General features: G+C 69.2%; 15 protein-coding genes and 3 pseudogenes. 12 read left to right on the forward strand and 6 right to left on the reverse strand.

Going from position 1 to position 12,923, the window contains the following annotated elements; translation table 11 throughout:
• Positions 1–436 precede the first annotated feature (436 nt).
• Positions 437–1,618 (reverse strand): RICIN domain-containing protein, encoded by a 1,182-nt coding sequence (locus A4V12_RS17145; RefSeq protein WP_079137092.1) that lies wholly within the window; start codon positions 1,616–1,618, stop codon positions 437–439.
• Positions 1,619–2,458: 840 nt separating this feature from the next.
• Between A4V12_RS17145 and A4V12_RS17150 the strand changes: the two genes are divergently transcribed.
• Positions 2,459–2,992: a hypothetical protein gene (locus A4V12_RS17150; protein WP_159028878.1), complete on the forward strand. Its 534-nt coding sequence runs from the start codon at positions 2,459–2,461 to the stop codon at positions 2,990–2,992.
• 209 nt (positions 2,993–3,201) lie between these two features.
• Here the strand turns inward: A4V12_RS17150 and A4V12_RS36725 are convergent, their stop codons facing one another.
• Entirely contained in the window at positions 3,202–3,384 is a 183-nt protein-coding gene (locus A4V12_RS36725; RefSeq protein WP_064070234.1) for a hypothetical protein, read from the reverse strand.
• 217 nt (positions 3,385–3,601) lie between these two features.
• Between A4V12_RS36725 and A4V12_RS39945 the strand changes: the two genes are divergently transcribed.
• A complete protein-coding gene (locus A4V12_RS39945) occupies positions 3,602–3,937 on the forward strand; it encodes an ArsR/SmtB family transcription factor (RefSeq protein WP_423564767.1) in 336 nt (111 codons plus the stop codon).
• A gap of 595 nt (positions 3,938–4,532) precedes the next feature.
• Here A4V12_RS39945 and A4V12_RS17160 read toward each other — a convergent pair.
• Positions 4,533–5,975, reverse strand: a complete 1,443-nt coding sequence (locus A4V12_RS17160; RefSeq protein WP_064070242.1) for a serine hydrolase domain-containing protein — start codon at positions 5,973–5,975, stop codon at positions 4,533–4,535.
• Between the two features lie 152 nt (positions 5,976–6,127).
• Here A4V12_RS17160 and A4V12_RS17165 point away from each other — a divergent pair, with 152 nt between their 5' ends.
• Positions 6,128–6,865 (forward strand): TetR/AcrR family transcriptional regulator, encoded by a 738-nt coding sequence (locus tag A4V12_RS17165; RefSeq protein ID WP_064070235.1) that lies wholly within the window; start codon positions 6,128–6,130, stop codon positions 6,863–6,865.
• A 9-nt stretch (positions 6,866–6,874) separates the two neighbouring features.
• Here the strand turns inward: A4V12_RS17165 and A4V12_RS35040 are convergent.
• Positions 6,875–7,660: pseudogene (locus A4V12_RS35040) on the reverse strand (IS5 family transposase).
• 517 nt (positions 7,661–8,177) lie between these two features.
• On the opposite strand from A4V12_RS35040, the gene A4V12_RS38050 reads away from it, so the two are divergent.
• The 9 genes and pseudogenes from A4V12_RS38050 (at position 8,178) to A4V12_RS35060 (ending at position 12,015) form a co-directional block, all read left to right on the forward strand.
• Complete coding sequence (locus A4V12_RS38050) at positions 8,178–8,297, forward strand: helicase associated domain-containing protein (protein WP_350498014.1); 120 nt, start codon at positions 8,178–8,180, stop codon at positions 8,295–8,297.
• 63 nt (positions 8,298–8,360) lie between these two features.
• The gene (locus tag A4V12_RS17175; RefSeq protein WP_159028879.1) at positions 8,361–8,615 is read left to right on the forward strand and encodes a hypothetical protein; all 255 of its coding nucleotides are present in this window, start codon (positions 8,361–8,363) and stop codon (positions 8,613–8,615) included.
• Between the two features lie 479 nt (positions 8,616–9,094).
• A pseudogene (locus A4V12_RS39950) lies at positions 9,095–9,310 on the forward strand (hypothetical protein); the annotation flags it as partial.
• A gap of 230 nt (positions 9,311–9,540) precedes the next feature.
• A complete protein-coding gene (locus A4V12_RS17185) occupies positions 9,541–10,044 on the forward strand; it encodes a hypothetical protein (protein WP_064070238.1) in 504 nt (167 codons plus the stop codon).
• 239 nt (positions 10,045–10,283) lie between these two features.
• Positions 10,284–10,388 (forward strand): annotated as a pseudogene (locus tag A4V12_RS39955) (transposase); the annotation flags it as partial.
• Positions 10,388–10,591, forward strand: a complete 204-nt coding sequence (locus A4V12_RS38775; RefSeq protein ID WP_234372207.1) for a hypothetical protein — start codon at positions 10,388–10,390, stop codon at positions 10,589–10,591. The pseudogene A4V12_RS39955 and the gene A4V12_RS38775, both read left to right, overlap by 1 nt.
• Positions 10,592–10,758: 167 nt before the next feature.
• Entirely contained in the window at positions 10,759–11,001 is a 243-nt protein-coding gene (locus A4V12_RS17195; protein WP_064070239.1) for a DUF6411 family protein, read from the forward strand.
• Between the two features lie 183 nt (positions 11,002–11,184).
• Positions 11,185–11,511: a hypothetical protein gene (locus A4V12_RS39770; RefSeq protein WP_159028880.1), complete on the forward strand. Its 327-nt coding sequence runs from the start codon at positions 11,185–11,187 to the stop codon at positions 11,509–11,511.
• Positions 11,512–11,790: 279 nt separating this feature from the next.
• Entirely contained in the window at positions 11,791–12,015 is a 225-nt protein-coding gene (locus A4V12_RS35060) for a hypothetical protein (protein ID WP_199831309.1), read from the forward strand.
• A gap of 108 nt (positions 12,016–12,123) precedes the next feature.
• Here the strand turns inward: A4V12_RS35060 and A4V12_RS17205 are convergent, their stop codons facing one another.
• Both A4V12_RS17205 and A4V12_RS17210 read right to left on the reverse strand, forming a co-directional pair.
• On the reverse strand, positions 12,124–12,492 hold the full coding sequence (locus A4V12_RS17205; protein WP_064070241.1) for an STAS domain-containing protein: 369 nt from the start codon (positions 12,490–12,492) through the stop codon (positions 12,124–12,126).
• On the reverse strand, positions 12,489–12,923 hold a 435-nt coding region (locus tag A4V12_RS17210; RefSeq protein WP_159028881.1), incomplete at its 5' end, for a SpoIIE family protein phosphatase. The genes A4V12_RS17210 and A4V12_RS17205, both read right to left, overlap by 4 nt.

Genomic DNA, 12,923 nt, shown 5'->3' on the forward strand with positions numbered 1-12,923 from the left:
GCCGTGCCGGTGCACGGTGACTCTCCGGCCACCCGAACGGGAGGGCCGGTGCACGACGATCGGCGCGCTGCTCACGCCTCCCAGCGTGCCCCGGGCCGGACGGATGGGCGAGTCGGCCCAGCGACCATCAGGGCGCGACGCCGGTGTCGAGGCGCAGCGGGAGCGGCTGGGCGCGCTCGGCGTCGCGGCGCCGGAACCGGCCCCCGCGGCGCCGAAGGCCGGCGGCGGCCGGGCGGCCGCGTGGGAGCGGGGTGTGGCAGCGGGGTGGGGAACTCAGAGCGGGGCTCTGGATCCGGCCGATACAAGGCTGTGCCGTACGCCGAGCACCGGCCGGCTGCGGTCGCCGGTGCTCGGCCTTGTCCGTGATGACCTCCGGCAGGGCGTTGCAGTACCCCGCTTCTGCGGGCCGCTCGGTGCCGCTACGACTCGGCTTGGGTCACTCCGGCCAGGTCTTGGCGGTCACGTCGTTTTCGCGCTCCGGCCAGGTCTTGGCGGTCTCGTCGTTTCCGCGCTCCGGCCAGGACGCCGCATCGCCCGCCCTGGGCCAGCCGTCGAGAACCGAACTCCTCTTGTCGCGGGTACGCCATTCCGCGACCTGGCTGCCGTCCATGCGCTGCAGGACGAAGTGATCGCCCCGGTACCAGAGGGCTTCGGTGACCCGGTCGCCGACGAAATACGTCCGGGTGATGATGTCCTCCGTCTCGCTGCTCTCGGTCTCCTCCGTGGCGCGCAGGACCCGCAGCTCGTCGGTGACGGTGGTGCTGATCCCGGCGGAGAAGCCCTTGAAGACGAAACCCGCCTCCGCCGTGACGGAGATACCCGTCGTCCGCTCGACCTCGGTCCTGTTCGACGTGGTCAGCCCGATGGTGGTCCGCTGCTTCTCCTCGTACTGGGAGAGACCGGAGTGCTCGTAGTAGAACACCCGCTCCCAGTAGCCGTACTGCTTGAGGATCAGGTACGGGTTGTGCTGCGCCTGCTGGTCGACGGAGCCGCCGCCGTCCTGGACGGCGAAGGGAACGGCCACCTGGCCGATCAGCACCTCCGGAGTCCGCGCCGGCTCCGGCATGCTGTGCCCGGTCAGGCGGATCACATCACCCACACCGTCCGCAGGCCACGGCACCGGCTGCAGATCCGTGACCGGCCTGTACGTGTCGACGAGCTGGAACTTCCACAGCTGGGAGTCGAAGTTCGCGTCGCCCGGCTGCTGCGCGTAGTACACGTCCACCGCCGACACCCCGCCGGACCAGCGCGCCGGCGTGATCGCGAGGCCGCTGGCCTTGTTGATGATCTGGTACCAGCCCGAGCCCCGGTCGACCAGGTTCCACAGCTGATGGGGACGCTTGTCCTCACGCTGGATGTGGTACTGGTCCAAACCCGACGGGCCGGTCGACCAGTACTCCGGCGTGAGCGCCATACCGCCGCGCTTGTTCACCAGGAGGTAGTCGTTGCCGTCCATCGGGAACAGGTGCCACGTCTGGCTGATCGCGTTTTCCGCGCCGGAAGCCTGGATGTCGTACTGGTCCACCTCCGACGGTCCGGTCGACCAGTACTCCGGCGTGAGCGCCAAGTTGGACCGCTTGTTCACGATTTGGTAGGTCTTGCCAGGAGCCAACTCCATGGTGTCTCTTTTCCCGCGCGGCCGGGCCTACCCCGGCCCACGCGTGTCGTGTCCGCACTGATCCGGCTGGGCCTTGCCCATGAGGAGGCAGCCACGACGCCCCCCACGCCTCCCTGAGCTGGCATGGCAGGGCGACAACCGGCGGGATGATTGCCCTCCCCCCGACCCCCACAAACAGCTCCCAAAGAAGATCAGCCGCAGAAACGTCACATGTGGCTGAACTGGTACGGCACCACCCGCCGGCCGCGCGCTCCGGGGGAAGGAGCACCATGGTCCGCCGGTTCAGCAGGTGCCCGCGGTGGGCTTGGGGGCTCGTTCTGTCAGGTCAGGTGGGGCGTCGTCGGAGTCCTCACCCGCGACACACCGCGCAGTTTGCACTCTGGGACAACGATGGGAGTCCCGGGCTTCCTCGCCACACGCTGATTTCAAGCGGCCGTGGAGCCAAGCCCGGGACGACGGCCTCCCGTTCTCATGAACACTGCATATTCGCGCGAGCGTGCGACTCCCAACGTCGCGTCAAAACGACGTCGCGACTCGGGTTCTGGCTCAACTTCTGTGGTGACGCCTCGACGCCTGGTCCATCAGAACGCTGAACGATAGGAACCAGCAGGCCAGTGCGTCGCTCCGACGCGGACACGAGCGGGGGGCGTCGGTAAGAACGCTGTCACCCCCGCAAACGGTGGTGATCTTCGAGGGTGAGCCCTTGGGGCGCGCGCCAGCGCGCGCCTCTGGGGGCTGTGAGCTGCGGCTTCACACCTGGAGGTGGTGTGGGCGGCTCGTACGAATGACGTCGTCCCGGCGGGGTCTCGTTGAGGCGACGTCAGCCACTACCTATGAGGCATGAAACTCCTCGCAGGAAAGCGGCTTTCGACCGCAGTGGCCGGCGTTCTGCTGGCAGGTCTCTTCGTACCCGCCACAGGCGCCGCTGCCACCCAGGCCGCCGGTTCCCGTCTCTCGGTCGAGGGATGCTCCAGCAAGACCGACAACCGCAGTTCCGACAATTGGACGGCCGCGGACTGGAAGATCTGCCTCGGTGACTACGGCGGGGCCAACGGCTCCGCCGAGGCGCAGTGCTACGCCGGTCAGACAATCGGCTGGAGCGCGAGCCGGTGCTTGATCTACGGTCGGTTCGAGATCAGCAAGGGGAACGAAGTCATCAAGTCGGAGCAGTTCAGCCTTGACGTCCCCGTGAACGGTGCGGTGACCTCTGTGCCCTTCCGCTTCTACTGCCAGGGCCCCGGTGAGTACACCTTCCGCACCAGCGGTGTCCAAGCAACACTCGTGCGGGTAGGCAGGGACGGCGAACTCGAAGCGCGGCCCGGGTTCCAGACCGCTCACATCGCGGATGCGACGGCCACTGTCACGATGTGCTGAGCTGAACGGCATACCTCGGCGGTTTCTAGAGGGGAGGGGCGGCGGTGAAACCGCCGCGCCTCCCGCACATGCACGGTCCTAGCCTCGCCGTTTGCGGGGTGGTGCCAGCGTTCTTACCGACACCCCGGCGGGCACGGCACAGCCCCACAGAAGTTGAGCCAGAACCGCGACTCGTGTACAAAGCCACTCGCCTGAGGGGCGCAGCGTCGTCACGGGGTAGGGATGCGCCGTAGTAGCCGGCCCTGTAGCTCGCTCGCCCACACGGCCGCGTCCGGCAGCTCCGCGCCGTCCTGGAGGTAGCCGAGGAGCGCCACGACGGCGCGGGCCTCGCCAGCGGTGAGCAGCGGCAGCCGGTCGCCCGGCTCGTCCATCAAAAGGTCAAGGTCGTCCATACTCACGAAACTGAGACAGCATCACCCCTCCCGCGATAACGCCCCACCACAGCGATACCCCCGCGGTTCTCTCACGCCCAGGACAGTGACCTCTCAGCCCCGAAACAACCTCTCTCCCCACTGTCACAAAACCGAGAGATCGCACTCGCGGGTCGCGGTCTTGTGCTGGCGCCCTCGTTGTTCTGCGGTCGGGAACCGGCACTGTTCGTGCCGGAGGGTGACGAAGCGGCTCTGCTCATCTATCCCATCCCGCGGGACGCGGCCTCCCTCCGCGGCATTTGGTCGCCTGCGCAGTCCGCGAAGACGGACAAGGCGCTGGCCGCGCTGGCTCGGGTCGACCCGGGCAGCACTGCTCGCCGAGCTTGTGCAGGGGGGCACCACCAGCGAGCTGGCGCGGCGGCTGTCCATCTCACCCGCCAGCGCCAGCCAGCACACCAGTGTCTTACGCCGGGCAGGCCTCGCCACCAGCGTCCGCTTTCGCAACACGGTCCACCACTCCCTGACAGTACAAGGCCGTACCTTGCTCAAAGGAACGACTTCCGCGTCGGACTGAACCTCCAGCCGGCCGGTTACCGACCGCTGCCGCCGGCGGTGTACCGGCCCCCAGGGCGTGTGCGATGGGTCATTGATGGAGCCCGCGGATTCGCCGTCCTCGCTACTGCGGATACACGCCAGGTTTGGGCGAGGGCCTCGCTTCTGCGTCGGTATCCTTCCGGGAGCGCAGGGTGGCGAGGCGAGGGCCAGTCCTCCGGAAGAGGGCAGCGTCCAGGCCCGCTGCCCCGCGCTCACGGAGATGTCCAGGTGCGTCGTGCCGGTCAGCAGCACCTCGACACCGATGCCCCGGAACCTCACCACAGCCCGCTGCCTGACAAACCTGCAGACCAGAACCCCAGCCCAGATACTCGCCACGGTTACCGAGACACCAGTGCCGCCTGACCACAGCAATGCTCCTGGACACCGCGCTCCGGGCGCTGGGCATGAAGTGGGCGTGAGGCGTACCAAACGCGTATGAAATGCGTACCTACCGCGTACAGACCGCATGAACGCGAACCTCCAGGCGAAGCGCCACACGACGAGGCCCAAGGGGCGCGGTGAGACGTTTCACTTGGCGAGCGGCGGTGTCCGCCCAGTCGGTGGGACCTCGACGGTCAGCCGGTCTTGGGGGCGCAGCGCATGCCGATGTAGACGCAGCGTGTGCCGTCGGGCAGGGCGGAGAAGATCACCGGTGTGTAGTCCGTGCTGAAGGCTGAACCCACGCCCGTGCCGGCGAAGGCCGTCTCCGTGACCGGCAGCAGGTTGATCTGCAGGGGTTTGGAGAGTTCCTTCATGCCGTCGACGAACTCGTAGAGTGCGTGCCCGGAGCCGTCCTTCTCGGTCACCGTGATGATCACACCCTCGCGCCGGTACGTGCCGATGAGCGGTGTCCAGTCCACCGCAGGCGGTGTGGCGGACGGGGCGAAGGGCTCTGGCATGGTCACGCCGGCAAGGTCGGCGAGGAGCTCGCGGTAGAGCGCGGCGTACACCTCACGCGCGCCGCCGCCGTTGGTGAGCAGCGCGACGGCGACGTTGGCCGAGGGCACCACGCGCAGGTACGCGTACTGGCCGATGGAGGCGCCGTCGTGGCCGTAGCCCTCGATGCCGTTCCAGTCGTACAGGGTCCAGCCCAGACCCCAACCGTCCGAGCTGACCGTCCACTTGTCGGGGCAGTCGACCACCCGGCGTTGCATGAGGGCGACGGTTTCCTGGGAGAGCACGCGGGTGCCGTCCTCGGCCACGCCGCCGGCAAGGTGCATATGTGCGAGCCGGGCGAGGTCGCCCGCGGTGGCGATGACCCTGCCGTACGGGCCCGCCGATCGCGGCATCATGTCCCACTCCGGCGCCGGGTCCGGCTCCTGGCCGGGCTCGCCCAGGTGTCCCATGGCCGCGCGGAAGCGCAGCGCCTCTTCGGGCAGCGTCATGGTGCGGGTGAGGCCGAGCGGGTTCAGGAGCAGGTCCTTGAGGGCCTGGTCCCAGACCTTGCCGGTCACCACCTCGATGATCCGGCCGAGCACGTTGTAGCCGACGCTGCTGTACGAGATCGCGCTGCCGGGCGGGCAGTCGAGCGCCACGTCCTTCGCGGCCTCGACGTATTTGGTGAGGCAGTCGTCGCCGCGCCCGCTGTCGTGATTGAAGTCGCAGGTGAGACCGCTCGTGTGGCTGAGCAGCCGACGGACGCTGATCATCACGGTCGCCGCGGGGTCACCGACGGAAAACTCCGGCAGCACGTCCGTGACCGGTGCGTCCAGGTCCACCAGGCCGTCCTCGACGAGCCGCATGACCAGGGTGGCCGTGTAGATCTTGGCTATCGAGCCCATCTGGAAAACCGACTCGGTCGTCGTCTCCACACCCGTGCCGCGATGCAGGACGCCGCTCGCCAGCTCGTGGACGGTCCCGTCGGCGAGGACGGCCAAGGACGCTCCCGGCACGTGGTGTTCGGCGCAGAGCTGGTCGAGGCGGGCCTGCCACCGGGCGAGATCCAGCTTCCGTCCGGCCGAGTTCCGGGTGCCCCAGGCCCCTTCGGCACTCCAGTTGCCCTTTTCGTCAAAGTTCATACCGTTCAGCACAGTCGACTCCCCTTCGTTGCGCACGGTGTTCCTCGATGCGAACACTGTACGCATCGAGAATCATCGTTCGCAACAGGCGTACGGTGTCGCTACGGTGAGGGATGACAAGCAAGCAGATCGACCGACGGGAGTGAGCGCGCATGCCTCGCGACGCCAAGCCGATCACCTCGGTGTGGACACGTCCGCACCGCCCGCAGCGAGAGCATCTGACGCGGGAGCAGATCGTGACCGCCACGATCGAGCTGCTGGACGCGGAGGGGGTGGAGGCGCTCAGCATGCGCAAGCTCGGCACTCGCCTGAAGGCCGGGGCCACTTCCCTCTACCGGCATGTGGCCAATCGGGACGAGCTGATCCAGCTGGCCGTGGACGACGTATTCGGTGAGCTGGACCCGCCGGCCGCCGCCACCCACAGGACATGGCGCACGGCGGTCGCCCGCGCCGCCACCGACCTGCGGGCAATGGTCCTGCGCCACCCCTGGGTCGGCCCCGAACTCGGCCAGGTCGGGCTACTCCACGTCGGCCCGAACGCCGTCCGCATGACATCGGGTCTCCTCGCGCAGTTCCAGGCGGCCGGTTTCCCCGCAGGCGAGGAGGACCAAGCCGCTGGAGCACTCACGTCCTACGTCGTCGGAATCGCCACCAGCGAGGCCGCGTACCTCTCACTGATCGCCCGCAGTGGTGTCTCCGAGCGCGCATGGCTGTCGGACCACAGCCCGGACTTCAGCGAGGAGACAGACCCGCGGCAAGTGCGCGAGGATCGCTTCGCATATGGACTCGACCGGATCCTCGACGGCCTCGCCGGCCGGCTCACACCAGGCGATCACGGTGGTTCCCGCCCCTACCGGACGGTGACGTCACGAGCGAGCCCGGGAGAATAGGACGCCGTCTCAGTTGGTGAGTCGGCGGTAGCCGATGAGGGCTACGGCGATGCCGACGAGGCCAGGAAGTGTTCGGCCTTGCGCTCGTAACGGCGGTGCAGCCTTCGGCATCCGGCCAGCCAGGAGACCGTCCTCTCGACGACCCAGCGATGTCGGCCGAGCCGTGTGGAGGACTCGATGCCCTTGCGGGCGATGCGGTGGCGGATACGACGCTCGCGAAGCCATTTCCGCAGATGGTCGTAGTGGTAGCCCTTGTCGGCCTGGAGCTTGGCCGGGCGTCGGCGGCGCGGTCCGCGGCGGGAGCGGATGGGCGGGATCCCGCGCACGAGCGGTTCCAGGCCCAGGCTGTCGTGCGGGTTGGCACCGGAGATGCCCAGCGACAGCGGCACGCCGTTTCGGTCGGTGATCGGGTGATTTTGAACCGCTCTTGCCGCGGTCGGTCGGATTTGGTCCAGTTAGTGGCCCCCTTTTTGCCGCCCGGACGCTGACGGAGTCGATCGCGCACCGAGACCAGCCCAGCTCACCTCGGGCGCCTAGCTCGTCGAGGATGACCCGGTCCACCCTGGCCCGCACTCGGTCTCGGCTCCACTGGGCGAAGCGCCGGTAGACCGTGGGCCAGCCCCGCCCGAACACCAGTGGCAACTGCCGCCAGGTACAGCCCGAGGTGGCCACGAAGACGATCGCCGCCAGGCACTCACGGTCCCCGGCCCGACGTCGCCCGCCGCCCTGCGGGCGTATGGCCTCCGTCAGCGGGACCACTCGTTCCGGCACCAACCGCTCCACCAGATCCGTCATGCACGGCTCAACGAGCGATCACGCCAACAGAAAACGGCGTCCAAGGCGGCGCGGTGGTCACTGAGCCCGGCGGAGAGGCCGCCAGGGCCCTCCAGGGGCCGCGGGGCGGCCGGTGGGGGCAAGCCGGTCGGGCAGTAGCTCCGGGCGCGCTGACCGAGGAGCGGGCCGCGCAGCTCGCGGAGATCGATCCGGACTGGTGCCCGGCCTGGCCGATCGACTGGCAGCGGCACTACGCGGGGGTGCGGGCGCTGGTGGTCGACGGCCGGGGCGGCGGTGGACGAGATCAACCCGGGGGTGACCGTGCACGGGGCGGACGAGACGTGGGCGGAGCTGAGCGAGGCGCAGCGGGAGCGGCTGGGCGCGCTCGGCGTCGCGGCGCCGGAACCGGCCCCCGCGGCGCCGAAGGCCGGCGGCGGCAGGGCAGCCGCACGGGAGCGGGGCGTGGCAGCAGCCCCGCACGCACCTGGCCCGGGAAGGCATTCTGACGGGCGTGGGACGGGCCCACGTTGAGCACGTCGTGCACGATGGGCAGGAGCACACGGTGAAACTCGGCGTATGGCTGTCCAACCAGCGCTCTCGCCGTACGACGCTCCCCGCCGACCGGGTGGCGGTGCTGACGGAACTCGGGGCGCTCTGAGAAGCCTGTTTGTGATCCCTGGCCGTTCCGGAGCTGGGGAGGGGGGCGTGAAACGATGTGATCATGCCTGGCCATTGGACCGGATCGGTCTTCCTGAGCGTCTTTGTCATCGCTGCGGCCCTCACGTCTGCCCGGGCTGCCTGGCGAAGCGCCTGGCGCGAGGCGGTCTGCTGGGCCACGGCCGCAACGGGCATGAGCTGGCTCGTCGTTCAGAGCGTGGGCATGGTGGACCAGGTTCTGCCAGGCGTGCTCTTGATGGGCGCGTTCATGCTGCAGAGGCTGCTGTTGTGGCGGACAGCTCGCTTGGTCGGTGTGTAGGGGAGCCTGTGCTGAGCGCCTGCTTTTGAACCCTGGAGTCGGCGGTTCGGTAGCCTGAGCCCAAGGTGGGTTCTGGGCGGACTTGGTGGCCACCACCTTGAGAACGATCACGGCAGAGCCGGCCCGCCGACCGACTCGCCCGACCCCTGGGGCTTCTTCTCCATGGACAACACCCCGCCCGTCCCACATACCCCAGGGTTCCGTTCGCCGAACGGTCACGGCGACCGCTCAGCGAACGTTTCGACGAACTTCACGTTTCGGACACTGGTGGACTGACCTGTGGTTTCTGAGTTCAGAAACAGGCACTGACACGCAGCCAGACACAGCAAGGGGCCCGCGCCGTGCCCCGGATCGCCGACGACCCGGGGTACGGCCGTCCTACTCGGCCTCGGTGCCCGCACCGCCGCCCAGGGCGCGGCGGGCGCCCGGGGCCGGGCAGGGTGAGGACCCAGGACCCCGCGGCCGCGCAGCTCGGCAAGATCCGGCAGGCGGACACCGGGAAGGCCGGCGAGCTGACCGATGAATCGTGGGCGGTGATCGAGCCGTTGCTGGCTCCGCCGCGGATGGGCCGGCCGGTGCGCGACCGCCGCCAAGTGCTCAACGGGGATCTCCCCTACGAGCTGTGTGTGCTGGTAGCTCTGCGGGACGCGCTGCGCCGGCGGGAGATCTGGGTGGTGGGCGCTAGCCGGTGGCGCAACCCCGAGGACGACTTGCCCGCCGGCTTCGAGGACAACCGGGACGTCCACTACGCCGCCCTGAGACGACCTCTATGAAGCCGTTGCCATACCGATCATGGAGTCTGTCGATCGAACGGGAGTCTCGATCGGGTGATCGCGGGCACTGCCCGGCATGAGAGCAGGGCCTGGCGGTACACGGGGAAAATGCAGGGGGAGCGGACGGCCGCGCGCTGCTACGGTCGGGCGCTATGAGCTGGCTCCCCGATAACTTCGTTCATCCCGTCCTGGTACCGCTGCCGGGCAGTGGTCATCACCTGCGGCCGATCCGGGAGACGGACACCCCGCTCGACTATCCGGCTGTGATGGGTTCGCGCGAGCGGCTGTGGACCATCTTCGGCCCAGCCTGGGGCTGGCCAGCGGCCACCATGACCTACGAGGCCGACCAGGCCGACCTGTTGCGGCACGAGAAGGAGATCGCCGCACACCAGTCTTTCAACTACGCGCTGTTCGACGCGGCGGAGACAGCTCTGCTCGGCTGCGTCTACATCGACCCACCGGAGAGGGCCGGCGCGGACGGCGAGATCTCCTGGTGGGTGGTGGACGAGCTGGTGGACAGCACAGTCGAGCAGGCCCTCGACGAGCTGGTGCCGCAGTGGATCGCCGCCGACTGGCCGTTCGAGCAGCCGCGCTTCCTCGGCCGAGAGATCTCCTGGTCGGACTGGCTCGCCCTGCCGGAGCACCCCGACGCGTAAGTAGCTTTTGTCGTAATGCTCTGGGGGCTTGGTGCTCGAACGGCCGTCTCGATTGGGTGGTCGTCGGGTGCTCGGCGCATGCGAGGAGGGCCTCCTGAACAGCTCGCTGGTGTCGAATCACCGAGCATCAGGAGGCCCCAGTGTCGCAGTCTTGCGTGCCGATTCCCGTGCAGTCCACCGCAGGTACTCGGGAGTGTGACTGTCTGGCTCACCGGTTCGGAAACGCCGCCGACAATCGCCTGCGAGAGCGTCGGTATCCGAGCGACATGACGGACGCGGAGTGGGTGGTGGTGCGGCCGCTGCTGCCGGTGCCGGGCTGGATGCAGGGCCAGGGCGGGCAGCCGTGGACGGGCTGGTCGTTCTCCGCCGGGTGGGGCACAGCACGGAGACGGTGGACGTCACGCTGGTGGAGCCCGAGCTGGTGACGGAAGTCGGCGTCGACGTCGCCCGCGACGCCTCCGGCCGCTGGCGACACACTGCGCGTTGGCACCGGCCGCGCCACGACCTCTCCCCCGCCGACACCACCCGCTGGTCGCCAGCGAACTGACAGCGGCACGCCACGTCGTCAGCGAGAAGCGCGCCCGGCAGATCCTGCGCGACCTGGGCCAGCGGCTGTACGACGGCCGGAGCCGGGGCGTGACCGAGGGTTCGACGGGTACACGCGGTCGCACACGACGAAGCGTCAGCGCACCACCGAAGAGTAGGGGTCCCACCATGATGATCGCCGGAATCATCGCCGTCTGCGTCATACTCGCCGTTCTGGCGTTCTTCCTGCCCCGCCTCTCCAAGCACCCCGAGCGCGGTACTCAGAAGACCCTCGGCCTGGGTTCCCGCGCCGGCGGCAAGGCCCCCGGCCCACTGGGCCGCCTCTTCAGCAAGCCGTTCAGCAGCAGCTCGAAGGCGGTCGGCAAGAGTGGCTCGGCCGGCCGCCGCATGCGGGGCCACATGCCCTTCTGACCCCGCGTCCCACTCGGCCCGGCCCGCAATCCCCATCGGCGGCCGGGCCGCGGTGTGTCTGCGGGGGCGAGCAGCAGAGTCTGCCCGCGCTGCTCGATCTCCTCGATCGGCTGGGAGAGGCAGCCGGCGGCTTCGCCGAGAATGCCGTCGGCGAGGGCGCCGCGGCCGTCGTTCATCGGCAGCGTGGCGCTGGACATCAGCGGCAAGCACGCCGGCGTGGCCGGCGAGCTGGAGGGCGAGCTGCTCCAAGTCGCTGGCGGTGAGGGTGTCCTGGTCACTCCAGGCGAGGACGGCCTTGACGAGGCACTCGTACGGTTCGCGATCGAGCGGGAGCCCGGCGTCGACCAGGCCGTCGGAGTCGTACAGGACCGTGTGGGTGCTGGTGTGCATGGCTGGCCTCGCTGCCGAGAGCATCGTGTGCGGGTGGCCGGCGGTCACCAGTGGGGGTCCTCGCCGCCGCCAGCTCCGTCGTCCTGGTCCTGGTCGTGCTGGCCGAGGAAGCGGGCGTAGCCGCGGTCGGCGCGTGCCAGCAGGGCCGGGGGAAGGCCGACCGAAGGCGGGGGGCTGGAGGGCGCGTCCTTCGGGTGCGTGTGCGGTGGGTGTGGGTACGCTCATGGGACACCGCCTTCTGTTGCTGGGTGGCGTCGGTGTTGTTCGACGCGACGCCACGGAAGCCGCCACCCAGCCGATCCTGCTGGCACCGGCCCTGCCGGACACCGTCCCCGTCGCCTGTCGACCGAGACGAAGTCGGCTCTAAAGACGACCGAATCCTTCATCTACCTCGCCTCCGTGGTCGCGGTACTGATCGCTTCCATGGTCGTGGGCACCGAAGCGGGACACACCGACTACTTCCGCGCCGACAAGGCATGGCTGTACATCGTGATCCTGACCGTCGGCTACATGATCAGCCGCGGGCTGGCCAAGTCCCGGCAGCCGCGCCCCCTACGACGAGTCCCACTAACCCGGCGGGAAAGGCAGCATCCGGTGTGCTGCCCGCCTCGGCCCGACGTGTAGCGCCTGGCGGAGCGGATGAGCGCGCGTCGCGACCAGTAACGTTGGTCGCGGCGCGCGCTTGGTCATGTGCTGGCCAGCTGTTGGAGCCGCCCTGGCGAGCGAGAGGTTTCAGGCGGTGGTGCGGTTGCCTTGGCGTGCGGCAAGCGCGGCCTCGGCGCTGGGGTAGGCGAGCAGGAAGGTGTCCATCCCGGTGACGCTGAGCAGGCGGCCCAGCCGGTCGGGGACGGCCGCCAGGGTCAGCGAGCCGTCGGCTTCCTTGGCGCAGCGCCAGATGCCGACGAGGGCGCCCAGTCCTGAGGAGTCGCAGAAGGTGACGCCCGACAGGTCAGCGACCAGGTCTGGGTGTCCGGCCGCCATGAGTTCCAGGGCGCGGGCGCGCACGGCGGGTGCGGTGGTGATGTCGAATTCACCGGCCAGTGCGATCACGGCCAGGGTGCCGTCGGTGTGCGGGACGTCGATGTGGAATGCGTCGGTCATGGGCGTCTCTCCTGCCCGACGGAGACGCCGGCGGTCGGGGCGGCGGCGCTATGGGCGGTGGTGGTGATGCCGGCCGGAGCGGCATCGAGGGTGGGGACGGACAGGGCCAGCAGCGCCACGTCGTCGCGTTCGGTGTCGGGGAGGGTATCCAGGAGTGCGACGGTGTCGTCTATCAGGGCGCCAGCAGCGACCGGGGCCGGCCGCTGGGCCAGGAAGTTCGCCAGACCGCTGTCGGCGAGCATGTCACCATCGGCGGTGCGTGCCTCGGTCAGCCCGTCGGTGTAGAGCAGCAGTCCCTGGCCGGGTGCCAGGTGCAGGGTGCGTGAGGCGAAGGCGGCTTCGGGGAACGCGCCGACCAGCATGCCGCCCTTGGCGCGGACCGCCTCGACCCGTACATTGCCGGTCTCGGCGGGGCTGAGGTGGTAGGCGGG

Origin of the sequence: Streptomyces noursei (assembly GCF_001646665.1) — a bacterium.
Taxonomy (GTDB): Bacteria; Actinomycetota; Actinomycetes; order Streptomycetales; family Streptomycetaceae; genus Streptomyces; species Streptomyces lavendulocolor.